This window comes from Micromonospora sp. DSM 43699, assembly GCF_055517075.1.
The window spans coordinates 74,181-95,838 of sequence record NZ_JBTMMT010000020.1; the positions used below are offsets into that span (position 1 = coordinate 74,181).

At 72.9% G+C, this 21,658-nt stretch carries 21 protein-coding genes and 3 pseudogenes; 5 read left to right on the forward strand and 19 right to left on the reverse strand.

Going from position 1 to position 21,658, the window contains the following annotated elements:
- Positions 1 to 39 precede the first annotated feature (39 nt).
- The 4 genes from AC0AIB_RS13330 to AC0AIB_RS13345 form a co-directional block, all read right to left on the reverse strand.
- The gene (locus AC0AIB_RS13330) at positions 40 to 939 is read right to left on the reverse strand and encodes a carbohydrate ABC transporter permease (RefSeq protein WP_328338947.1); all 900 of its coding nucleotides are present in this window, start codon (positions 937 to 939) and stop codon (positions 40 to 42) included.
- Positions 936 to 2,060, reverse strand: coding sequence for a carbohydrate ABC transporter permease (locus tag AC0AIB_RS13335; protein ID WP_328338949.1), 1,125 nt, complete (start codon positions 2,058 to 2,060; stop codon positions 936 to 938). The genes AC0AIB_RS13330 and AC0AIB_RS13335 overlap by 4 nt, the downstream gene beginning before the upstream one ends.
- A 65-nt stretch (positions 2,061 to 2,125) precedes the next feature.
- Entirely contained in the window at positions 2,126 to 3,376 is a 1,251-nt protein-coding gene (locus AC0AIB_RS13340) for a sugar ABC transporter substrate-binding protein (protein WP_328338951.1), read from the reverse strand.
- Positions 3,377 to 3,403: 27 nt separating this feature from the next.
- Positions 3,404 to 4,396, reverse strand: coding sequence for a LacI family DNA-binding transcriptional regulator (locus tag AC0AIB_RS13345; RefSeq protein WP_328338953.1), 993 nt, complete (start codon positions 4,394 to 4,396; stop codon positions 3,404 to 3,406).
- 146 nt (positions 4,397 to 4,542) lie between these two features.
- Here AC0AIB_RS13345 and AC0AIB_RS13350 point away from each other — a divergent pair, with 146 nt between their 5' ends.
- Complete coding sequence (locus AC0AIB_RS13350; protein WP_465096758.1) at positions 4,543 to 6,657, forward strand: amylo-alpha-1,6-glucosidase; 2,115 nt, start codon at positions 4,543 to 4,545, stop codon at positions 6,655 to 6,657.
- 43 nt (positions 6,658 to 6,700) lie between these two features.
- On the opposite strand, the gene dapB is transcribed toward AC0AIB_RS13350, so the two are convergent.
- From dapB to AC0AIB_RS13405, 11 genes and pseudogenes are all read right to left on the reverse strand, one after another.
- On the reverse strand, positions 6,701 to 7,468 hold the full coding sequence (dapB, locus tag AC0AIB_RS13355) for a 4-hydroxy-tetrahydrodipicolinate reductase (protein WP_328338958.1): 768 nt from the start codon (positions 7,466 to 7,468) through the stop codon (positions 6,701 to 6,703).
- Between the two features lie 159 nt (positions 7,469 to 7,627).
- Complete coding sequence (locus AC0AIB_RS13360; protein WP_465096762.1) at positions 7,628 to 8,998, reverse strand: M16 family metallopeptidase; 1,371 nt, start codon at positions 8,996 to 8,998, stop codon at positions 7,628 to 7,630.
- 130 nt (positions 8,999 to 9,128) lie between these two features.
- Positions 9,129 to 11,531 (reverse strand): polyribonucleotide nucleotidyltransferase, encoded by a 2,403-nt coding sequence (locus tag AC0AIB_RS13365; RefSeq protein WP_328338962.1) that lies wholly within the window; start codon positions 11,529 to 11,531, stop codon positions 9,129 to 9,131.
- A 222-nt stretch (positions 11,532 to 11,753) separates the two neighbouring features.
- Complete coding sequence (gene rpsO, locus AC0AIB_RS13370; protein WP_091246098.1) at positions 11,754 to 12,023, reverse strand: 30S ribosomal protein S15; 270 nt, start codon at positions 12,021 to 12,023, stop codon at positions 11,754 to 11,756.
- A 219-nt stretch (positions 12,024 to 12,242) separates the two neighbouring features.
- A complete protein-coding gene (locus AC0AIB_RS13375; RefSeq protein ID WP_328338967.1) occupies positions 12,243 to 13,169 on the reverse strand; it encodes a bifunctional riboflavin kinase/FAD synthetase in 927 nt (308 codons plus the stop codon).
- A gap of 144 nt (positions 13,170 to 13,313) precedes the next feature.
- Positions 13,314 to 14,243 carry a tRNA pseudouridine(55) synthase TruB gene (truB, locus tag AC0AIB_RS13380; RefSeq protein WP_442930477.1) on the reverse strand — a complete coding sequence of 310 codons (930 nt, stop codon included), beginning with the start codon at positions 14,241 to 14,243 and terminating at the stop codon, positions 13,314 to 13,316.
- 78 nt (positions 14,244 to 14,321) lie between these two features.
- Positions 14,322 to 15,659 (reverse strand): MATE family efflux transporter, encoded by a 1,338-nt coding sequence (locus tag AC0AIB_RS13385; protein WP_465096763.1) that lies wholly within the window; start codon positions 15,657 to 15,659, stop codon positions 14,322 to 14,324.
- A gap of 43 nt (positions 15,660 to 15,702) precedes the next feature.
- A complete protein-coding gene (locus tag AC0AIB_RS13390; RefSeq protein WP_328338973.1) occupies positions 15,703 to 15,867 on the reverse strand; it encodes a hypothetical protein in 165 nt (54 codons plus the stop codon).
- Between the two features lie 71 nt (positions 15,868 to 15,938).
- Positions 15,939 to 16,346 (reverse strand): annotated as a pseudogene (locus AC0AIB_RS13395) (S24/S26 family peptidase); the annotation flags it as partial.
- An 11-nt stretch (positions 16,347 to 16,357) separates the two neighbouring features.
- Positions 16,358 to 16,849: a TlpA family protein disulfide reductase gene (locus tag AC0AIB_RS13400; RefSeq protein ID WP_328338975.1), complete on the reverse strand. Its 492-nt coding sequence runs from the start codon at positions 16,847 to 16,849 to the stop codon at positions 16,358 to 16,360.
- A gap of 107 nt (positions 16,850 to 16,956) precedes the next feature.
- The gene (locus AC0AIB_RS13405) at positions 16,957 to 17,172 is read right to left on the reverse strand and encodes a hypothetical protein (protein ID WP_465096765.1); all 216 of its coding nucleotides are present in this window, start codon (positions 17,170 to 17,172) and stop codon (positions 16,957 to 16,959) included.
- Here AC0AIB_RS13405 and AC0AIB_RS13410 point away from each other — a divergent pair.
- The 4 genes and pseudogenes from AC0AIB_RS13410 to AC0AIB_RS13425 form a co-directional block, all read left to right on the forward strand.
- Positions 17,111 to 17,710 (forward strand): winged helix-turn-helix domain-containing protein, encoded by a 600-nt coding sequence (locus AC0AIB_RS13410; protein WP_465096764.1) that lies wholly within the window; start codon positions 17,111 to 17,113, stop codon positions 17,708 to 17,710. The two genes, AC0AIB_RS13405 and AC0AIB_RS13410, sit on opposite strands and share 62 nt — an antisense overlap.
- Complete coding sequence (locus tag AC0AIB_RS13415) at positions 17,707 to 18,018, forward strand: hypothetical protein (RefSeq protein ID WP_465096759.1); 312 nt, start codon at positions 17,707 to 17,709, stop codon at positions 18,016 to 18,018. Before AC0AIB_RS13410 ends, AC0AIB_RS13415 begins: the two co-directional genes overlap by 4 nt.
- Positions 17,939 to 18,271, forward strand: a pseudogene (locus AC0AIB_RS13420) (tetratricopeptide repeat protein); the annotation flags it as partial. The gene AC0AIB_RS13415 and the pseudogene AC0AIB_RS13420, both read left to right, overlap by 80 nt.
- Before the next feature lie 44 nt (positions 18,272 to 18,315).
- Positions 18,316 to 18,591: pseudogene (locus AC0AIB_RS13425) on the forward strand (tetratricopeptide repeat protein); the annotation flags it as partial.
- Positions 18,592 to 19,339: 748 nt separating this feature from the next.
- Here AC0AIB_RS13425 and AC0AIB_RS13430 read toward each other — a convergent pair.
- From AC0AIB_RS13430 to rbfA, 4 genes are read right to left on the reverse strand one after another with little or no spacing between them, the layout of a single operon-like run.
- Positions 19,340 to 19,549 (reverse strand): DUF6186 family protein, encoded by a 210-nt coding sequence (locus AC0AIB_RS13430; RefSeq protein WP_328338977.1) that lies wholly within the window; start codon positions 19,547 to 19,549, stop codon positions 19,340 to 19,342.
- Entirely contained in the window at positions 19,549 to 19,956 is a 408-nt protein-coding gene (locus AC0AIB_RS13435; protein WP_465096760.1) for a hypothetical protein, read from the reverse strand. The genes AC0AIB_RS13430 and AC0AIB_RS13435 overlap by 1 nt, the downstream gene beginning before the upstream one ends.
- A gap of 19 nt (positions 19,957 to 19,975) precedes the next feature.
- Positions 19,976 to 21,046 (reverse strand): DHH family phosphoesterase, encoded by a 1,071-nt coding sequence (locus AC0AIB_RS13440; RefSeq protein WP_328348889.1) that lies wholly within the window; start codon positions 21,044 to 21,046, stop codon positions 19,976 to 19,978.
- A 26-nt stretch (positions 21,047 to 21,072) separates the two neighbouring features.
- The gene (gene rbfA, locus AC0AIB_RS13445; protein ID WP_328338981.1) at positions 21,073 to 21,552 is read right to left on the reverse strand and encodes a 30S ribosome-binding factor RbfA; all 480 of its coding nucleotides are present in this window, start codon (positions 21,550 to 21,552) and stop codon (positions 21,073 to 21,075) included.
- Between the last annotated feature and the right edge of the window lie 106 nt (positions 21,553 to 21,658).

Genomic DNA, 21,658 nt, shown 5'->3' on the forward strand with positions numbered 1-21,658 from the left:
GGGTGGTTCCCGGCGTCGGCCGGGAACCACCCGGACGGCTCACCCCTTGTCGGCGCCGTCGTTGGCGTCCCGGACAAAGTACCGCTGGAAGACCACGAAGATGATCGCCACCGGGATGGTGGCCAGCAGCGCCGCACCCAGCTTCAGCGGATACTGGGTGCCCTTGCCGAGCGACCCGCTGACCAGGTCGGCCAGCCCGCGCGGCAGGGTGAACAGGCTCGGGTCCTGCACGGCGACCAGGCTGTGCGGGAACTCGTTCCAGGAGCCCTGGAACGACAGGATGGTCAGGGTGATCAGCGCCGGTTTCGCCATCGGCAGCACCACCGACCAGAAGGTGCGGAACACCCCGGCGCCGTCGATCCGGGCCGCTTCCTCCACGCTGACCGGGATCGATTCGAAGAACTGTTTCATGATGAACACGCCGGCCGCGTCGGCGAGCAGCGGCACGACCAGCCCGGCGTAGCTGTTGTAGAGGCCGAGCTGGTTGAGGACCAGGAACTTCGGGATCAGCAGCACCACACCGGGGACGGCCATCACCGCGATGACGGCGGCGAAGAGCCCGGAGCGGCCCCGGAACCGCAGCCGCGCCAGGGCATAGCCGGCGAGCGAGTCGAAGAAGACCCGGCCGAGGGTGACCAGCACCGTCACCAGCAGCGAGTTGCCGAGCCAGAGCGGGAAGTTGGTGCCGGCGAAGATCCGTTCGAACCCGGCGAGGGTCACCGGGTCGGGCAGCGGGGAGAGCGGGTTTGCCGCCGCGTCCGGCTCGGTCTTGAACGAGTTGCCGAGCTGGATGACGAACGGGTAGAGGAAGACCAGCCCGAAGAAGATCAGGATGGCGTACCCGAGGAAACGGCTGGCCAGGGTGCGGGCCGCGTGGTCGCCGCGCGGCCGTGCCCGGGGCGGCGAGGGGTCGGCGGGGTGGTCGGTGAGCACGGTCATGACGACGACCTCCCGAGCAGCCGACGCCAGGGCCCGGTGCGGGGCGTCCCGGTGTCGCGGTCGGCGAGCACCCGCCGCTGCACCAGCGTCAGCACGATGATGATCAGGAACAGCACGAACGAGATGGCCGCTCCGGAGCCGTAGTCGAAGTCGCGGAACGCGGTCCGGTACGACAGGTACGCCGGGGTGAGCGTGGTCTTGGCCGGGTCGCCCTGGCTCATCACGTACACCTGGTCGAAGACCTGCCAGGAGCCGATCAGGCCGAGGGTGAGCACCAGGAACATGGTGGGCCTGATCATCGGCAGGGTGACGTGCCGGAACTGTTGCCAGCGGGTGGCGCCGTCGAGGGTGCTCGCCTCCTCCAGGGCCACCGGGACGTTCTGGAGGGCGGCCAGGAACATCAGCATGAAGGTGCCGGAGGTGGTCCAGACCACCAGCGTGATGATCGAGACCATCGCGACGCTCGGCCCGGAGAGCCAGTCCCACCAGCTCAGCCCGAACGGCCCGCCGTCGGCGAGGACGGCCGGCGCGGTGTCCATCCCGACCGCGCCGAACAGCAGGTGCAGCACCCCCCGGGAGTCGGCGAACCACTGCGGCCCGGAGATGCCGAACATGCCCAGGAGCTGGTTGACCGCACCGGAGTTGGCGAACAGGAACAGGAAGACCACGCTGATCGCCACCGAGCTGGTCACCGACGGGAAGTAGAAGGCGCTGCGGAAGAACGCCTTCCCCCTGAGCATCCGGTTGTTGACCACCAACGCCAGGCCGAGGGCGAGCACGGTCTGCGCCGGCACCACGATCGCCACGTAGTAGGCGTTGTTGCGGATGCTGGTCATGAAGTCCCGACGGGCCAGCCCGTCCTCGGTGAACAGCCGGGTGTAGTTGTCCGCGCCGACGAACGGCGTCCGGCCCGTGAACGGGCTGCCCTGGCCGTTCCAGTCGGTGAGGCTCACCCAGAGCGCCATCAGGATCGGCAACAGCAGGAACAGTCCGAGGATCACCAGCACCGGGGCGACGAAGAGCCAGCCGGCAAGGTTCTCGTTGCCCCGGATGCCCCGTCCGGGGCGGCGCGGTGGGCGGTTGGTCGCGGTGGCCGGTGCCGCGATCGTCTCGGTGGCCATCTCCCCTCCTTCGACTCGGGCCTGGCCGGTGGGGCGCCGCCGGTCGGCGACGCCCCGTGCTCGGGTCAGCTGCCGCCGAGCGCGGCCCTGGCGTTCTTGTCGAAGTTGCCGAGGATCGCCTTCGGGTCGCCGTTGGCCAACCCCTGCAGCGCGGTGTCGAGGTCGCCGACGACGCTGTCCATCTTCGGGGCGTTCACCGGACCCTGGGCGTACTCGGCGCCGTCGATGAACGGCTTGTCGGCGGGGAAGGCGGTGACGTACTGGTCCCGGACGGACTCCCGGGACGGCATCACGCCGAACGCCTTGGCGAAGGTCATCTGCTGGTCACCGGCGGTCATCGCCTCGACGAACCTGATCGCCTGGTCCTTGTACTTCGACTTCGCGGCGATGCCCCAGCACTGGGTGAAGGACAGCGTGCCCGGCCCCTTCGGCCCGGCGGGCAGCGCGACGACCCTGTACTTCACGTTCGGGAAGTCGTTCTGCATCGCCCCCTTGATCCAGTTGCCTTCGATGGTCATCACGGCCTTGCCCTTGCCGAACGCCTCACCGGACCAGCCGGCGTCGAGCTGCTTGGGGTAGCGGGCCAGCCCGTCAGTGAGCAGCGACTTCACGTAGCTGAGGGCGGCCAGGTTCTCCGGCGTGTCGGCGGTGGGCTGCTTGCCGTCATCGCTGAGCAGCCAGCCGCCGTTCTGCGCCAGGAACGCGCCGATCCGGTCCCGGGTGTCGCCGAGCGCCAGCGGCACCTGCCCCTTCGCCTTGATCTTCTTGGCGGTGGCGGTGAGCTGGTCCCAGGTGGTGGGGATGTCCGCGTCGGTCAGCCCGGCCTTCGTCCACAGCTCGGTGTTGATCTGCAGGGCGAGGGTGGAGAAGTCCTTCGGCGCGCAGTAGAGCTTGCCGTCGTAGCTGAACGTGGTGCGCAGGCTCTGGTAGAAGTCGGCGGAGTCGGCGAGCTTGTCGCCATACGGCTCCAGCGCGCCGACGCTGGCGTAGTCGGCGAACCGGGCGGCGTCGACGTAGAAGACGTCCGGCGGGGTGCCGCCGGCGAGCGCCTGGCCGAGCTGCTGGGTGAGGTCCTGGGCCGGGGTGACGGTGGCCTGGTTGCCGGAGCTGGCCGCCCACTTCGCGGCGGCGTCCTGCACCGCCTTGGTCTCGGCGTCCCCGGAGGAGCCGATCAGGATCTGGAGGTCGGCCGGGCCGGTGGACTGCGCGGTGTCGGAGCTGTCGTCGTCGAAGCCGCTGCCACAGGCGGCGGAGCCGAGCAGCGCCACGGCGGCGAGACCGGCCACCGCCGCGCGGGTGAGGGAGCGAGATGCCATCGGTTTCTCCTGGTCGAAGGGGTGGTGTCAGGCGGTGTGCCGCAGCACCAGGGCGGGCTGGAGCAGCACGGGGGTGGGGGGTCGCACCGATCCGTCGAGCACGGCGGTGAGCAGGTCGACACAGCGGGCGGCGGCCTCGCCGAGTGGCTGGCCGACACTGGTCAGGCCGATCGCACCGGCCACCGGGGTGTCGTCGAAGCCGATCACCGGCACGGTCGGGTCGGCGTTCCGGACGACCTGGAGGGCGCCCAGGGCGAGCGAGTCGCTGGCGCAGACCAGCGCGGTCGGCGGGGTGGCGGCGGTGAGCAGGTCGCGGGCGGCCCACTCGCCCTCGACGATGCCGTCGGGGGTCTCCCGGGCCAGGCCGGTCGGGTCCAGGTCGACCTCGCGCAGGGTGTCCCACCAGCCGGCCCGCCGGTCGTCGCCGACCCCGGAGCCGCCCGGCCAGCCGATCCAGCCGATCCGCCGGTGACCGGCGGCGAGCAGGTGCCGGGTGGCCTGCGCGGTGCCGGCGGCGCCGTCCACGTCGACCCAGCAGTGCGCGGCGAGGTCGTCCCAGGGGCGACCGAAGGTCACGAACGGCACGTGCCGGTCGGCGAGCCAGGCGGTACGCGGGTCGCCGTGGTCGGTGCCGGTGAGCACGAAACCGTCCAGGTCGTAGGAGCTGAGCAGGTCGTCGTAGGTGGTGATCTCCCGCTGCGGGTCGCTGGCGGTGTAGAGCAGGGTGCGGTAGCCGGCCGCCTCGGCGGTCTCGGTGAGGCCGTGCAGGAAGCGGTCGAGCACCGAGCCGTTGATCCCGTCCCGGGTGGGTTCGATCCGGACGGCGATCAACCGGGACCGGCCGGTACGCATCTGCCGGGCCGCCTGGTTGGCGCGGTAGCCGAGGGTGGCGATGGCCTCCTCGACCCGCTGCCGGGTCTCCTGGCGGACGATGTGCGGCGCGTTGATCACGTTGGAGACGGTCTGCCGGCTCACCCGGGCGTGCCGGGCCACCGTGGCGATGGTTACCTTTTCTGGCACTTGACCCCTCTCGCGGTCTTGAACGATCCAATTCGGATAGGGCAGGATTGGATCGTTCAAGTTTCTGGATTGTTTCGCACTGTGCACCGCCCCGGACGGCCTTGTCAAGACGTCGTCCGCCCCCGACCTGAGCTGGAGTCGAAGTCGTGACCGAACGCCACCTGCAACCCCTGCTGCACGACCTGGTCGGGGTGGTCCTCGCCCCGACCAGCGCGCTGGGTGACCGGGCCGGGCAGATCCGCCCGGCCGGCGTCCAGGGCGTCTTCCACGCCGACGCCCGGGTGCTCTCCCGCGCCGAACTGCGCGTCGACGACCGCGAACCGGAAGCCCTCACCCACGGCGTCGACGGCCCGCACGGCGTCCGCTTCGTCGGGCTCACCCGCTGGCTGGGCGACCCCGGCCCCGACCCGACCGTCCGGGTGGAACGGGTCCGGCGGGCCGGCCCGCACGGCATCGACGAGGAGTTGCACGTCGTCTCCACCGCCGGCGGCCCGGTACGCGCCACCGTCAGCGTCGACCTCGGCTGCGACCTGGCCCCCGTCGAGGTGGTGAAGACCGGCGGCGACACCACCGGGCTGGCTGCCCGCACCGACCGCCCCGGCGAGCTGAGCTGGACCGCCGACGACGTCACCGTCACCGTCACCGGCGACGACGCGCGGGTCGACGTCACCGGCGGGCGGGCCACCGCTCCCCGGTTGGCCTGGCCCGTCGAGCTTCCCGCCCGGGGCCGGGCGACGCTGCGCTGGCGGCTGCGGGTGCACGACCCACGGGCCGTGGTCGCCGCCCCCACCGCCGGGCCGAGCTGGTCCCGCCCCGAGGTACGCGCCGACGACCGCCGGCTGGTCCGGCTGCTCGACCGGTCCCTGGACGACCTGCACGCGCTGCGCCTCACCGACCCCGCCCGACCGGAGGACGTCTTCCTCGGCGCCGGGGTGCCCTGGTTCCTCACCCTCTTCGGCCGGGACAGCCTCTGGGCGGCCCGGATGATGCTGCCCCTCGGCACCGAGCTGGCCGCCGGCACGCTGCGCGTCCTGGCCCGCCGGCAGGGCACCCGGGTCGACCCGGCCACCGGCGAGGCCCCCGGCAAGATCCTGCACGAGCTGCGGCGCGGCGAGTTCACCCTGCCCCGCGAGGGGCTACGGCTCCCCCCGGCGTACTACGGGACGGTCGACGCCACCATGCTCTGGGTCTCCCTGCTGCACGACGCCTGGCGTTGGGGCCTGCCCGCCGAGCAGGTCGCGCCGCTGCTGCCCCACCTGGAGGCGGCGCTGCGCTGGCTCGGCGAGCACGCCGACGCCGACGGCGACGGTCTCGTCGAGTACCTCGACACCACCGGGCACGGCCTGGCCAACCAGGGCTGGAAGGACTCCGGCGACTCGATCCGGTTCCGCGACGGCCGGCTCGCCACGCCGCCGATCGTGCTCGCCGAGGTGCAGGGGTACGCGTACCAGGCCGCGATGCACGGCGCCGATCTGCTGGACGCCTTCGGTCGGCCCGACGCCGACAGGTGGCGCGGGCACGCCGCCCGGCTCGCCGCGACGTTCCGGGCCCGGTTCTGGGTCGACGCCGGCCCCGACGGGCCCCGCCCGGCGCTCGCCCTCGACCGGGACAAGCGCCCCGTCGACTCGCTGACCAGCAACATCGGTCACCTGCTCGGCACCGGCCTGCTCTCCGCCGACGAGGAGGCCCGGGTGGCGGCCCTGCTCACCGGCGACGCCCTCGGCGGCGGGTACGGGCTGCGCACGATGTCCACCGACGACGCCGGGTTCAGCCCGCTGTCGTACCACTGCGGGTCGGTCTGGACCCACGACACCGCGATCGTGCTGGCCGGGCTGGCCCGGGGCGGCTTCCACCGGGCCGCGCTCGGCCTGGCCGACGGGCTGCTCGGCGCGGCCGAGGCGTTCGACTACCGGCTGCCCGAGCTGCACGGCGGCGACGACCGCACGTTGCTCGGCCGTCCGGTGCCGTATCCGGCGGCGTGCCGGCCACAGGCCTGGTCGGCGGCGTCGGCGGTGCTGCTGCTGCAGGCGGGCGCGGGCCTGCACCCGGACGTGCCGAACGGGCGGGTCACCGTCCGCCCGCTCGCCGGCCCGGAGTTCGGCGCGCTGACCGTACGCGGTCTGCGGGTGGCGGGGGCTCCGGTCGACGTCCACGTCGACCACACCGGCCATCCCACGGTCACCGGCCTGCCCGCCGGCCTCACCGTCACCCCCACCATCCCCGCTCCCCGCACCGCCCCGGCCCGCCACCCGGTCGGCTGACGACGACCACCGGCTGGTCATGACAGCGCATGGTCAGCCGGTGCTAGTCGAGCAGGGCGTCCAGGCCGATGGTCAGGCCCGGTCGCTGCCGGACCGACCGCACGGCCAGCAGCACCCCCGGCATGAACGAGACCCGGTCGTACGAGTCGTGCCGGATGGTCAGGGTCTCGCCGAGGGTGCCGAACAGCACCTCCTGGTGGGCGAGCAGGCCGGTGGCGCGGACCGCGTGCACGCGTACCCCGTCGATGTCGGCGCCGCGTGCCCCCGGGACCTCGTCCTTGGTGGCGTCCGGCATCGGGCCGAGACCGGCCTCGGCGCGGGCCTGCGCGATCTGCCGGGCGGTGTGGGTGGCGGTGCCGCTCGGGGCGTCGAGCTTGCGCGGGTGGTGCTGCTCGATGATCTCCACCGACTCGAAGTGCCGGGCCGCCCGGGTCGCGAACTGCATCATCAGCACCGCGCCGATGCCGAAGTTGGGGGCGATCACCACTCCGACGTCGGGCTTGTCTGCCAGCCAGCCGCGCACCTGGTCGAGTCGCTGCTCGCTGAAGCCGGTGGTGCCGACCACCGCGTGCACGCCCTGGTCGATGCACCAGCGCAGATTGTCCATGACGACGTCCGGGGTGGTGAAGTCGACGACCACCTCGGCGGCGGAGAGCGCGGACAGGTCGTCGCCCTGGTCGATCGCCGCCACCAGCGCCAGGTCGTCGGCCCCGTCGACCGCCCGGCACACCTCGGCGCCCATCCGGCCCCGGGCCCCCAGCACACCGACCCGGATCGACAGGTCCCGGTCCTTCGTCTGCTCCTCAGTCACGGGGCACAACCTATCCCAATCGGGACGCGGCCCACCGCCGGACCACCACCGTCCCACGGGACGGTGGACGGGCCGGCAAGGGTCGTCCGGCTAGGCCGGGGCAGCCGGGAGCGGAGGCCCCGGTCCGGTCGCCACTTGCTCAGCCGGGTCGCCACTTGCTCAGCCGGTGAAGTCGTGCTTCCCGAACGGGCCGACCACCGCCAGCGACATCGGCCGGCTCAGCAGCTCGGCGGCGAGGGTGTTCACGTCGGCCACGGTCACCGCTTCGACCCGGGCCAGCAGCTCGTCCACCGGCATCAGGTCGCCGTAGAGGAGCTCGCCCTTGGCCAGCCGGCTCATCCGGGACCCGGTGTCCTCCAGGCCCAGCACGAACGAGCCCTTGCTCATCCCCTTGCCCCGGGCCACCTCGGCCTCGGTGAGCCCGTCGGCGGCCACCTTTGCCAGCTCGGCGCGGGTCAGCTGGAGCACCTCGTCCACCTTGCCCGGCGCGCAGCCGGCGTAGACGGCGAACAGGCCGCTGTCGGCGTACTGGCTGGCGTAGGAGTAGACCGAGTAGGCCAGGCCACGGCGTTCGCGGATCTCCTGGAACAGCCGGCTGGACATCCCGCCGCCGAGCACGTTGTTGAGCACCCCGAGGGCGAACCGCCGCTCGTCGACCCGGTCGATGCCGGGGCAGCCGAGGATGACGTGCGCCTGCTCGGTCTCCTTCGGCTCGACCAGGACGGTGGCCGGCTTCGTGCGTACCGCCGGGGTGGTCGGCCGGGGGGTGCCCGGCTCGGCCGGGTCGGTGTCCAGCGGCGTGCCGCGCAACGTCTGGCGGACCAGCCTGACCACCGTGGCGTGGTCGAGGTTGCCGGCGGCGGCGACGACGATCTGCGGCGCGGTGTAACGACGGCGGTAGAAGCCCTGGATCTGACGGCGGGTCATCGGGGTGACCGTCTCCTCGGTGCCGGAGATCAGCCGGCCGAGGGGGTGGTCACCGTAGACGGCGCGGGCGAACAGGTCGTGCACCTCGTCGCCGGGCTCGTCGTCGTGCATGGCGATCTCTTCGAGGATGACCCCGCGCTCGGTCTCCACGTCGGCCGGCTCCAGCACCGAGTCGGCGACCGCGTCGCACATCACGTCGATCGCCAGCGGCAGGTCCTCGTCGAGGACCCGCGCGTAGTAGCAGGTGTATTCCTTGGTGGTGAAGGCGTTGGTCTCGCCGCCCACCGCCTCGATCTCGGAGGAGATCTCCAGCGCGGTGCGCTTGTGGGTGCCCTTGAAGAGCAGGTGCTCCAGGAAGTGCGCGGCGCCGGCCTGCGGGCCGGTCTCGTCCCGCGAACCGACTGTGACCCAGATGCCGAAGGAGACGCTGCGCATCGTCGGGATCGCCTCGGTGAGCACCCGCAGCCCGCTCGGCAGGACGGTACGCCGCACGGTGCCGCCCAGCGGGTCGTCGCTGATCGTCCGGGTGACCGCCCGGGACGCCGCACCGGCGCGACCGGGCTGGCCGGCGGTGGCGTGCCGGACGCGGTCGGGCGGGGTCACCGGCCGTCGGCCCGGGGAGAACGGCGAACGCTGGGCCCGGCTCACGGAAACCTGCTCTCGGTGCGACGAGGGGTGGAGGGAACACACCGGCCGGGTGACGACGTCGTGTCGTCACCCGGCCGGTCACTGCTCAGCTGTGCCGGGTACGCCGACGCGGACGCTCGCCGCCGTCGCCACCCTCGCCGCCGGACGGGCGCTCGCCGCGCTCCGGGCCACGCTCGCCGCCGGACGGGGCCCGACCACCCCGGTCACCGCCCCGGTCACCGCGGTCACGCGGACCCCGGTCACCGCCGCGACCGGCCGGCCGGTCGCCACCGGCGGCCTCACCGGCCTCACCGGCGGCCGGCGCCTCGGCGCCCTCCGGCCGGACCTTGTCCAGGTAGATCTTGCCGCGGGCGTCGATGTCCGCGATCTCCACCTCGACCTTGTCGCCGACGTTGAGGAAGTCCTCGACCCGCTCGACCCGCTTGCCGTCGCCCACCTTGGAGATGTGCAGCAGGCCGTCCCGGCCGGGCAGCAGCGAGATGAACGCACCGAACGCGGCGGTCTTGACCACCGTGCCGAGGAACCGCTCGCCGGCCTTGGGCAGGGTCGGGTTGGCGATCCCGTTGATCCGGTCCACGGCGGCCTGCGCCGACGGGCCGTTGGTCGCGCCGACGTAGATCGTGCCGTCGTCCTCGATGGAGATCTCGGCGCCGGTCTCGTCCTGGATGGCGTTGATGGTCTGGCCCTTCGGGCCGATCACCATGCCGATCTTGTCCACCGGGATCTTGACGGTGGTGACCCGCGGGGCGTAGTCCGACATCTCGGCCGGAGCCTCGATCGCCGCCTGCATCACGCCGAGGATGGTCTGCCGGGCCTCGTTCGCCTGCTGGAGGGCGGCGGCGAGCACGTCCGACGGGATGCCGTTGAGCTTGGTGTCGAGCTGGAGCGCGGTGACGAACTCCGGCGTGCCGGCGACCTTGAAGTCCATGTCACCGAACGCGTCCTCGGCACCGAGGATGTCGGTCAGCGTCACGTACTGGGTCTTGCCGTCCACCTCGTCGGAGATGAGGCCCATCGCGATGCCGGCCACCGGCGCCTTGAGCGGCACACCGGCCGACAGCAGCGCCAGCGTCGAGGCGCAGACCGAGCCCATCGAGGTCGAGCCGTTGGAGCCGAGCGCCTCGGACACCTGTCGGATCGCGTACGGGAACTCCTCGCGCGACGGCAGCACCGGCAGCAGGGCCCGCTCGGCCAGCGCGCCGTGGCCGATCTCCCGCCGCTTCGGCGAGCCGACCCGGCCGGTCTCCCCGGTCGAGTACGGCGGGAAGTTGTAGTTGTGCATGTAGCGCTTGCGGTTCTCCGGGGAGAGGGTGTCCACCATCTGCTCCATCCGGAGCATGTTCAGCGTGGTGACCCCGAGGATCTGGGTCTCGCCCCGCTCGAACAGCGCGGAACCGTGCACCCGGGGCAGCACGCCGACCTCGGCGGTGAGCGCCCGGATGTCGCGCGGACCCCGGCCGTCGATCCGGACCTGCTCGCGCAGCACCCGGTTGCGGACCTCGGACTTGGTAAGCGACCGGAAGGCGGCGGACAGTTCCTTCTCCCGGCCCTCGAACCGACCGCCGAGCTCCTCGGCGACCTTGGCCTTGATCCGGTCCAGGGCCTCCTCGCGGTCGGCCTTGCCGGCGATCTGCAGCGCCTCGCCCACCTCGGCGCGGACCAGCTCGGCCACCGCCTGGTAGATGTCGTCCTGGTAGTCCAGGAAGACCGGGAACTCGGTGACCGGCTTGGCGGCCACCTCGGCCAGCTCGCTCTGCGCCCGGCACAGCTCACGGATCGCCGGCTTGGCGGCCTCCAGGCCGCTGGCGACGATCTCCTCGGTCGGGGCGGTCGCGCCGCCCGCGATCAGGGTCACCGCGTTCGGCGTCGCCTCGGCCTCGACCATCATGATCGCGACGTCGCCGTCGTCGAGCGCCCGGCCGGCGACGACCATGTCGAAGGTGGCGCGGGCCAGCTCCTCCAGGGTCGGGAAGGCCACCCACTGGCCGTCGACGTGGGCCACCCGGGTGGCCCCGATCGGGCCGGAGAACGGCAGGCCGGACAGCTTCGTCGACATCGAGGCGGCGTTGATGGCCACCACGTCGTACGGGTGCTGCGGGTCGAGCGCGAGGATGGTCTCGACGACCTGGACCTCGTTGCGCAGGCCCTTGACGAACGACGGGCGCAGCGGCCGGTCGATCAGCCGGCAGGTGAGGATGGCGTCCTCGCTGGGCCGGCCCTCGCGGCGGAAGAACGAGCCGGGGATCCGGCCCGCGGCGTACATCCGCTCCTCGACGTCGACGGTCAGCGGGAAGAAGTCGAACTGCTCCTTCGGGTGCTTACCGGCGGTGGTGGCGGAGAGCACGACCGTCTCGCCCAGCTGGGCGACGACGGAACCGGCGGCCTGCCGGGCCAGCCGGCCGGTGGAGAAGGTGATCTCACGGGTGCCGAAGGACCCGTTGTCGATCACGGCGGTACGGGATTCGGTGCCGAGGTTGGTCTCGGTCATGTGCGGCGGTACTCCTTCGCGTCGTGGGCCCACGACACCGGAGCTGCTCAGACGGCCGGTCTTCGATCGAAGCGCCCGGGTGGCCGGCATGATGCCGGGATGCCCGGGGGCCACTACCGGAGACCGGTACGCTGACCGGCTCCCTCTCGGGTGGTCGCGCGGCCCTCTTCTTCAGTGGTGTGCCGAACGGGGGAGCGACCCGGTGGCCACTCCCCCGTCACGTCATCGGCGCAGGCCGAGCCGCTCGATCAGCGACCGGTAGCGGCTGATGTCCTTCTTCTGGACGTAGTTGAGCAGCCGACGGCGCCGACCGACAAGCAGCAGCAGCCCACGGCGGCTGTGGTGGTCGTGCTTGTGCACCTTCAGGTGCTCGGTCAGCTCCGCGATCCGCTTGGTGAGGACCGCGACCTGGACCTCCGGCGAACCGGTGTCGCCCTCGGCGGTCGCGTACTCCGTGCGGATCTTGGCCTTGGCTTCCTGGTCGAGCGCCATGTTCTCCCTGTTTCGGTGGGTTGACAACTGATGTCCGTCGTTCGGGTCCGAGTGGACCGGGGACGGACGAACCTCGCACCCGCGGCGTCGTGCAGGCACGCGAGGCCCCGCGTCGGTCATCCGACGTCACCGCCACCCTACCAGCCCGTCGCGGAACCGCCCGGTCAAGGCCCACGCCTGCGACGACGACGGGTCGCCGGCCCACCCCCGCCCGGCGGGTCAGGCGACCGCCCGGCGGGTCCGCGCGACGTCCTCGGCCATCTGGACGAGCAACGGCTCGATCGCGTCGTACCGGATCTGGCCGCGCAGGTGGGCGGCGAAGTCCAGGGCGACCTGTTCGCCGTACAGGTCGCCGGAGAAGTCCAGCACGTGCGCCTCGACCCGGCGTTCCCGGCCGGCGAACGTCGGGTTGGTGCCGATCGAGATGGCGGCCGGCAGCCGCTCGGTCCCTCCGCGCACCAGCCAGCCGGCGTAGACCCCGTCGGCGGGCACCGCCGCGTGCGGCGGGCAGCGCAGGTTGGCGGTGGGGAAGCCCAGCTCCCGGCCGCGCTGGTCGCCCAGGACCACCACCCCCTCGAGCCGGTGCGGTCGGCTGAGCACGGTCGCCGCCGCCGCGACGTCGCCCGCCTCGACCCGGGACCGGATGTACGTCGAGGAGAAGACCGTGCCTTCGGCGGCGACCAGCGGGGCGTGCTCCACCTCGAAGCCGAAGGTCCCGCCGAGTCGTTCCAGCAGCTCGACGTTCCCGGCGGCCCGGTGCCCGAACCGGAAGTTGTCCCCCACCACGACCAGCGCGGCGTGCAGGCGCTCGACCAGGATGTCGTGCACGAACGCCTCGGGCGACAGCCGGGAGAGCTCGGCGGTGAACGGCACCACACAGAGCACGTCGACGCCCAGCGCCTCGATCAACTCGGCCTTGCGGGCGGGCTCGGTGAGCACGGCCGGGTGCGAGCCGGGGCGGACCACCTCGACAGGGTGCGGGTCGAAGGTCACCACCACCGACCGGACGCCCAGTTCGCGGGCCCGCGCCACGGCGTGCCCGATGGTCGCCTGGTGCCCCCGGTGCACGCCGTCGAAGACGCCGATGGTGACGACCGACCGCCCCCACCCACCGGGCGTCGCCTCGTACCCCCGCCACCGCTGCATGCCGCTCCTCTCCTGCTCCACCGCTGACCGGCGCCCACCCGTGCCCGTCGCCGTCGACCCGTCCCGGTCGCCGTCCCCGCTCGTCGTGCCGTACCGTCCGCCGTCCGCACCGACCGCCGCCGTCGGCGCCGGTCGGCGGCCCGGTCAGGCCGGGGCGAGCACGATCTCCGCGCGGGCCCGGCCGTCCCGTTCGCTGACGATAGCGATCAGGCCACCGTCCGGTCCGAAGACGGCGTACGGCCCGTCGATGCCCACCGGGTCGAGCGGACCGCCGTGGGAGAGCGCCTTCGCCTCGTCGACGCCGGCCTCCCGGCGCGGAAAGTACCTGTCGGCGGCGGTGTCCAGGGGCAGGTTGACCACCTCGGGCGCGCGCTGTTCCAACGCCGCGAGGGTGGCCGCCTCGGCGAGGGTGAAACTGCCCACAGCGGTCCGTCGCAGCGCGGTGAGGTGCCCGCCGACGCCGAGCGACAGACCGGCGTCGCGGGCCAGCGCCCGGATGTACGTCCCCGACGAGCAGGTGACGTCGACGTCGACGTCGACCACGTCCGGGGTGTTCCGGCGGATCGCCAGCACGTCCAGCCGGGAGACGGTGACCCGGCGGGCGGGCAGCTCGACGCTCTCCCCGTCCCGGACCCGCTTATACGCCCGCTCTCCATTGATCTTGATGGCGCTGACCGCACTGGGCACCTGGTCGATCTCGCCGGTGAGGGGCACGAACGCGGCCCGGATCGCGGCGTCGGTCAGCTCGCCGGCGGGCGTGCTGGCGAGCACGTCGCCCTCGGCGTCGTCGGTGACGGTGGCCTGCCCGAGCCGGACCGTCGCGGTGTAGCTCTTGCCCGCCCCGATCACGTACGTCAGCAGCCGGGTGGCCCGACCCACCCCGATCACCAGCACACCGGTGGCCATCGGGTCGAGGGTGCCGCCGTGCCCGACCCGGCGGGTCCGGGCCAGCCGGCGGATCCGTGCCACCACGTCGTGCGACGTCATGCCGCCGGGCTTGTCGACCACGATCAGACCGTCACCGTTCACGACTGCCAAGCCTGCCAGACGGGGTCGCGTCGCCCGCCACCGCACGGCACCCTGCGGCGGACCGGCCGGAACCGGGATCCGCCGGGCACCGCAGCACCCGCGCCGGTGGCCGGTCCGCCCTGGTCAGCCGCGTACGGCGCCGACCACCGCCCAACCACCGGAGCGCAGCCGCAGCAGCAGGGCGGCCAGCCGCAGCAGCACGAACAGGGTCAACCCGGCCCAGATGCCGCCGAGACCCAGGTCGAACACGTAGGTCAGCCAGATCGCCGGCAGGAACCCGCCGAACGCCGCGACGATCGTCAGGTTACGCAGATAGCGCACGTCTCCGGCGCCGATCAGCACCCCGTCGAGGGCGAACACCACGCCGCCGAGCGGTTGCAGCGCCACCAGCCAGGGCCAGGCGACCATGGCCTGCTCGCGTACCCGGGAATCGGAGCTGAACAAGCCGGGCACGACGCCGGCCCCGACGGCGATGAGCACCGCGAACGCCAGACCGCACGCCGCCCCGAGCAACGCGAGGCGGCGGGCCAGGACACGCGCGCCGGCGGCGTCGCCCGCCCCGAGCGCCGCGCCGACCAGCGCCTGCCCGGCGATCGCCAGGGCGTCGAGCAGCAGGGTGGTGAGGAACCACAGTTGTACGGCGATCTGGTGCGCACCGACCGCCGCCGCCCCGAACCGGGCCGCGACGGCGGTGGCGGACAGGAAGCTGGCCTGGAAGGCGACGCCCCGGACCAGCAGGTCCCGGCTGAACATCACCTGTTGGCGGAGCACCGCCGGGCGGGGGCGCAACGCCACCCGCTCGCCCACCAGGGCGGCGACGAACAGCCCACCGGAGACGGTCTGGGCGAACGCGTTCGCCACCGCCGAACCGGTCAGCCCCCAGCCGACGGGATAGACCAGCAGCGGGCAGAGCAGCGCGGAGAGCAGGTTGGGGCCGAGCACGAACCACAGCGGCCGGCGGGTGTCCTGCACCCCGCGCAGCCAGCCGTTGCCGGCGGCGGCGAGCAGCAGGCCGGGAGCGCCGAGCACCGCGACCCGCAACCACCGCTCGGCCGCGTCGGCCACCTCCCCGGGACCGGCCAGGAGGTCGGTCAACGGCCCGGCCCCGAGCTGCATGCCGAGCGCGACGAGTGTCCCCACGCCGAACGCCAGCCAGGATGCCTGGACACCCTCGGCCACGGCGGCGGCCCGGTCGCCCGCGCCGAACCGGCGGGCCGCCCGGCCGGTGATCCCGTACGCCAGCACGGCCCCCAGCCAGGCGACGAGGGTCAGCACGGTGCCGCCGACGGCGAGCGCGGCGAGCGCCACCCGGTCGAGGTGCCCGGCCACCGCGGTGTCGACCAGCACATAGAGCGGCTCGGCGGCGAGCACCACCAGGGCGGGCAGCGCCAGCGCGGCGATCCGACGCGGCGAGGCCACGGCGGACGGGGCGGCGGTAGACGGGGCGGCAGAGGGGGTCATCGCCGCTGATCCTGTCATGGCCGGGTAAGGATCACAAGACTTGTCATCCCTTACGAACCTCGGCCCCGCCGGACAACCCGGCCGGTACCGGCCGGATCGACGGGCCGCCGAGCCGCCTGTCGACCACCCCCACCACCTGGTCGGCGTGCCCGTAGCCGGACTGCCGCGAGTCGAAGCTGACCGCCGGGTTGTCGCCGAGCAGGAGCAACCGGCCGGGGGCACCGTCAGGTCGTCCCCGACACCGGGGGCGGCGCGCAGGCCGGGCGGGACCGGCTCACCCGACACGGCCGCCACCCGCTTGACGATCAACGGGTGCCCGCCGACCGTGCCGTCCCGTGCGCGGTGCTGACGGCGCAGGACGACGATCTGCCCGGTCCGGAGGTGCTCCGACCGGATCCGGCGGGCCAGCACCCGGTCGCCGGAGCGCAGGGTCGGCGCCATGCTGTCGCCGGAGACCGTGACGACGAGCCGACTGCGGCGCAGCCCCACGAGGACGACCGCCGCCGCGACCGGCACCGACCCGAGCAGCAACGCGCCGACCGGCCCGGTCACGGCGTCCACCCCGGCCCGGTCACCGCAACGGGGCGGCACACGTCGACCACCATCGCCGTCACCCGGTCCGGGCCGGGAGCCCGTCGTGGTAGCCGTCCGCCTGGAGCCGGAACAGGCGTGCGTAGTGACCGTCATGGCGCATCAGGTCACGATGGGTGCCGCGTTCTACGATCCGTCCCGCGTCCAGCACCGCGATCGTGTCCGCGTCCCGCACCGCCCCGAGCCGGTGCGAGATCAACAAACTCGTCCGGTCGCCCCGGCAGCGTCGCAGCCGGCGATGACACCATCGGCTCCGCGCCGTCGTCCCCGACGACCACGGCCACCACCCGTCGCCCGGCTGCCGCCGCCTCGACCACGTCGGGCAGTTCGTCCCGGCAGGGCGGGCAGTCGGCGGCGAGGAAGACGCAGAGCCCGCCGTCCGGTAGCGACTCCCGGGTCACCGGGGTGCCGTCGACCGCGTGGGCGGTGAAGCTCCCGACCGGTGCGCCCACCGGCAGCATCCCGTCGGCCGGCAGTTCGGGCAGGGCGGCCAGCCGGGTGGCGTGTTCCCGCACCCGCCGCACAATTCCCAGACACAGCAACAAATTGACGGCAACAAGTACGCCGACGATGGTGACCGCAGCCGCGAGGAGAAGCACCTCACGGCTCCATTCGATGTCGAAAATGTCGAAACACGGGCTGGCCGGGTGGCCACCGGCCCGCAGTCCGGACCGGTGGCCACCCGGTGGTGAACCGACGGTCCGGGTCAGCAGCCGCAGTGGCCGAACTCGATACGCTCGCTACCGTCGCTGCACTTGTAGACGTACTGGGTCCACTTGTGGTTGGTGCTCGCGCAGCCGCTGCTGGAGTTGCCCGTCACGCACCGGGTCTTCCAGAAGGTGCAGGTCACGGCGGTGGCCGTGACCTTCGGGGCCACCGCCGCCAGCAGCCGATCGGCAACCACGCTCATCGCTCGTCCCATTCCGGCTCCTTCCATCGGGGGCACTCCGCTGCGGCTGGGCCCTCAACTGGTCGTCCTGTTGTCGGTGCTGGTGCTGGAACGCGGCCGGTCGGTGCCGGCGGGTCGGCTGGCCGCGGCGCTGTGGGGTGACCCCGTGCCCGACGCCGCCACCGCGACGCTGCGCAGCCACGTCTCCCACCTGCGGCGGGCCCTGGACCCCGAACGAGGGGGCCGCGACAGTCGGCCGCTGCGCACGGTCGGCAGCGGCGCCGGCGCGGACGTCACGGTGCCGGCCACTGCCAGCCTGACCGGCGACAGGGTCGACCGGGCCCGGTCGGCCCTGGCCGAGCTGGCCCGCGCACACCTGGTCAACGAACACCGTCCCGGCCGCTACACCCTGCACGACCTGCTGCGCGCGTACGCGGTCGAACTGGCCGCCGACGCCCCGGGCGGACGGCGGCCCGCCGCCGGCTCTTCGACCACTACCTGCACACCGCCGACCGCTTGCTGTGGCCGCACCGGGACGCCATCGTCCTCGACCCACCGGACTCCGGCGTGACGGTCGCCACCCCGCAGAGCGACCACGCGGCCACCGGGTGGTTCGCCGCCGAACGACCCCACCTGGTGGCGGCGGTCGAGGCGGCTGCCGGGACGGGCTTCGACCGGCACGCCTGGCAACTGGCCTGGTGCCTGACCACCTTCTGCAACCGGCAGGGGCACTGGAACGACGTGACAGTCACCCAGCGGACGGCGCTGCGCTGCGCCGAGCGGATCGCCGATCCGGGCGATGGTCGCGTCGGCGCATCGCGAGCTGTCACACGCCCTCAGCGGGCAGAACCGGCACGAGGAATCCTGGGTCCATCTTGAGCAGGCCATGGCGCACTACACGGCGGCCGGGGACCTCGACGGTCAGGGGTGGACCTGCGTCACCATGGGTTGGGTTTGCGAATATCTCGGCGGCCAGCAGGAGGCGCTCCGGCACGACCTGCGCGCCCTGGAGCTCTTCCGGGCCACCGGTAACCTCATCGCCCAGGCCAGGGCGTTGAACTCGGTGGGCTGGGACTACGCGCAGCTCGGCGACCACCGGCGGTCGGTCGAGCACTGCCGGGAGGCGCTGGAGTTACAGCAGCAGCTCGCTGACCGGTCGGGGAGGCGAGTTCGTGGGACAGTCTCGGCTACGCGTACCACCGGCTCGGCGACCACCAGGCGGCGACCCGCTGCTACCAGCGCTCCCTGGAACTCCACCGGCTGCTCGACCATCGCCTCTTCGAGGCGGAGACACTGCAGCACCTCGGGGACACCCACGACGCCGCCGGGGCCACCGAGGCGGCCCGCGCGGCCTGGACGCAGGCGGCGGCCCTCCTCACCCGGATCGACCATCCGCTGAGGGCGATCATCCAGAGCAGGATCGCCGCCCAGGAACAGTCGGTGCTGTCATGATCTCGACTGGTCCGGCAGCGAGGTCAGGCCGGGCACGGCTGCCTTGTTGAGCCCGGCCGGACGGGGCCGGCGGCCCACGGTGACGCCGACGCCGACACTCGTCGGCGTCACCGACGGTGGGTCGGCGTCACTGACGGGTGTCCATGGAGGTCTGCAACGCGCGGCGCATCTGCTCGCGGGCCTCGTCGGTGGTCTCGGTCTTGGGCTTGGTCGCCATGGCGGTGTCCTTCCAGGGTGCGGGTCACCGGAACAGGTGGCCCTACGGGCGGTCCTGCTGAGCGCCGGAAGGGCGGCCCGGGATCACCGGAGCGGCTCGCCTGGCAGCGTGAGCCCGGGTCGGTCAGACCCTGGAGGGAGGCGGCGCCGGGTGTGGCACTACCGCCCACGACCTGCGTCGCGACGCGACGTCGGCCTTTCCCAAGTTAACGTTTACTTTCCACATGGTGTCCACTCTTCCCGCCATCTGGACCCGTCAGGAACGACCCGACGCGCGGCCGGCCCGGCGGCCGACCGTCACGCACGAGCCATCGCCAGAGCCGACGAACGGACCACCCCGCCGGCGTGTCTCGCCGCACGGGGCGGGGCGCACGGGGCGCGGGGCACGGGGCACGCGGGCACGCGGGCATGTCGTCGGCACCCTGGCGGGCCGGGGCGCGGCACAGCGGTGGTCAGTGGGCTCGGTCGCCTGCCACCGGCTGCCCGGGACCGTCCGCACCACGCCGACTGTCGGACGCCGGGCGGTTGGTGCTCAGCGGGCCAGGAAGTGCCAGCCCAGCCACCACCAGAAGCCGAACAGCCCGATCCGGCCGACCGGCACCGGGCCGACCTCGTACCGCATCACGTAGGCGCAGACGTCGCCCAATGACGGAATCCGGGAGTCCTCCCGGCGGGAGGCCCATTCGACCGCCGCGAAGAGCACCAGTGAGGCGAGGAAGCCACCGATGGCAAGGGCACGCATCACCGGCGCACCAGCCCCCAGAACGCGGCCAACCAGACGAACCAGGCCGCCGAGCGGACCAGTTCGTCTTCCAGCAGTGGGTCGGCCAGGCGGGAGAAGGTGGGGAACTCGTCCCCGGCCGACATGACGAAGGTGGCACCTTCCAGGACACCGAACACCGCCGCCGGGAGCAGCCACCACGCGGTGCCCCGACCCAACCGGCGCGGTGCCGGACGGCGCTGCACGCGGTTGCCGAGGCCGAGCCAGATCAGCGCACCGCCGGTGCCCAACGTCCAGAGGTTGGCCTGGGCGGAGAACGACGGGAACTGCCCACCGACCAGGGAGATACAGGCCAGCACCGGCACGGTGACCACCGGCCTGTCCCAGGTGCGGGAGACGTCCAGGGCGATCTCGTGCGGCTGCTCCATCGTCCGATTCTCTCCGGGCTCACCGTGTGCGGGAAGACCGACACCCGTCGGCATCGGCACGGCCGGCAGTCAACGCCCCGTCCAACTCCGCCTTGATCAGGGCCATGACCTGGTCGGCGTCACCGCGTCCGGTGAAACCGGCGGCGAAACGGTGACCTCCGCCACCAAGCGCCACCGCCACGGCGCTGACGTCGACGGCACCCTTGCTCCGCATCGACACCGCCCACTCGTCCGGCCCGACCTGCTTGAGCACGCACGCGACGTCCGCCTCGGCGGTGCAACGCACCGAGTCGATCAGCGACTCCAGCACGTACGGCCGCTGGTCGTGCCGGGCCAGGTCGTCGAGGGTGGCGTCGGTCCAGACCAGACCGTGTCCGGCAGCGGCCGCCGGTTCGAGCCGGGCCCGGCCCAGCACCTCACCGAAGAGCCGGACCGCACCGAACGGCCGGGTGTCGAAGACCTCGCGGGAGATGTCGCCGGGGCGCAGGCCGGTGGCGAGCAGTCGGGCGGCGAGCCGGTGCACCTCGGGGGTGGTCGCCGCGAACCGGAACGAGCCGGTGTCGGTGGTCAGCGCTACGTAGAGGCCCGCCGCGATCTCCGCGTCCAACGGCACGTCGAGCCGGGCGAGCAGCTGTTCGGCGACGACCGAGGTGGCCGCCGCCCCCGGGTCCACCAGATGCACCGCACCGAAGCCGGTGTTCGAGGCATGGTGGTCGAGGACCACAGCAGTGCCGGCGGTGTCGAGCCGGTCGACCAGGTCACCGAGACGCGACTCACTCGCGGCGTCGAAGCAGACGACGAGATCCGGATCCGGGTACGCCTCGGCCGCCGGCACCAGCAGGTCGATGCCGGGCAGCCAGCGGAACGGCTCCGGCACCTCGGGCGGCCCCGGGAAGGTCGCCTGCAACCGGCGTACGCCGAGCCGCCGCAGGCCCAGTCCGAAGCCGAGCATGCTGCCCAGCGCGTCACCGTCCGGGTTGACGTGACAGATCAGCAGCACCCTGGCGTCGGCCGGCAGGCCACGTACCGCCGCGACGGCGGCAGCCCAGTCGTCCTCACCGGGGCCGGCGGACGGCGACCCGGCGCGGATCCCGCCGGCCGTGCCCGGGGCGGCTGTCACCGTCGGTCCGTCGCTGACGCGTCGGTGTCGACGGCTTCGTCCTCCGCGTCGTCGTCCTCTTCGTCGACCCGGTACGGCTGGGCGTCACCCGCGTACTTCGCCTGGGCGGCCAGCCGCTGCACCTCGGCGTCGGCGTTGCGGGCCTGGGCGAGCAGGTCGTCGATCTGCTTGACCTGGTCCTGCACGTCGTCCAGGGCGAAGGTCAACGAGGGTGAGTGACGCAGCCCGAGGGCCTTGCCGACGGTGCTGCGCAGCATCCCCTTGGCGCTCTCCAGCGCGGCGGCGGTGCTGGCCTGGGCCGTCGCGTCGCCGAGCACTGTGTAGAAGACGGTGGCGTCGCGCAGGTCGGCGGTGATCCGGGCGTCGGTGATGGTCACCATCCCGAGCCGGGGGTCCTTGATCTGGCTCCGCACCACCGAAGCGACCAGTTCGCGAATCCGCTCCGCGTGCCGGCGAACCTTGGCCGGATCAGTCATGTCCCCCACCTCCAGGGCGTTCCTTCCGCAGCCGGAGCAGCAGCGCCGAACGCCACCGAACCCCGACCACCCAACACCCGAACACTACCCGCGCCCCGCCCCCACC

What these genes read in the sequence shown, in the direction of transcription:
- AC0AIB_RS13385 (WP_465096763.1), bottom strand. Translation starts at nt 15,659, where the DNA reads ATGACCCCCTCTGCCGCCCCGTCTACCGCCGCCCCGTCCGCCGTGGCC.
- rpsO (WP_091246098.1), bottom strand. Translation starts at nt 12,023, where the DNA reads ATGGCGCTCGACCAGGAAGCCAAGGCCAAGATCCGCACGGAGTACGCG.
- AC0AIB_RS13375 (WP_328338967.1), bottom strand. Translation starts at nt 13,169, where the DNA reads ATGCAGCGGTGGCGGGGGTACGAGGCGACGCCCGGTGGGTGGGGGCGG.
- AC0AIB_RS13335 (WP_328338949.1), bottom strand. Translation starts at nt 2,060, where the DNA reads ATGGCCACCGAGACGATCGCGGCACCGGCCACCGCGACCAACCGCCCA.
- AC0AIB_RS13405 (WP_465096765.1), bottom strand. Translation starts at nt 17,172, where the DNA reads ATGGGACGAGCGATGAGCGTGGTTGCCGATCGGCTGCTGGCGGCGGTG.
- AC0AIB_RS13430 (WP_328338977.1), bottom strand. Translation starts at nt 19,549, where the DNA reads ATGCGTGCCCTTGCCATCGGTGGCTTCCTCGCCTCACTGGTGCTCTTC.
- AC0AIB_RS13365 (WP_328338962.1), bottom strand. Translation starts at nt 11,531, where the DNA reads ATGACCGAGACCAACCTCGGCACCGAATCCCGTACCGCCGTGATCGAC.
- AC0AIB_RS13330 (WP_328338947.1), bottom strand. Translation starts at nt 939, where the DNA reads ATGACCGTGCTCACCGACCACCCCGCCGACCCCTCGCCGCCCCGGGCA.
- rbfA (WP_328338981.1), bottom strand. Translation starts at nt 21,552, where the DNA reads ATGACTGATCCGGCCAAGGTTCGCCGGCACGCGGAGCGGATTCGCGAA.
- AC0AIB_RS13435 (WP_465096760.1), bottom strand. Translation starts at nt 19,956, where the DNA reads ATGGAGCAGCCGCACGAGATCGCCCTGGACGTCTCCCGCACCTGGGAC.
- AC0AIB_RS13340 (WP_328338951.1), bottom strand. Translation starts at nt 3,376, where the DNA reads ATGGCATCTCGCTCCCTCACCCGCGCGGCGGTGGCCGGTCTCGCCGCC.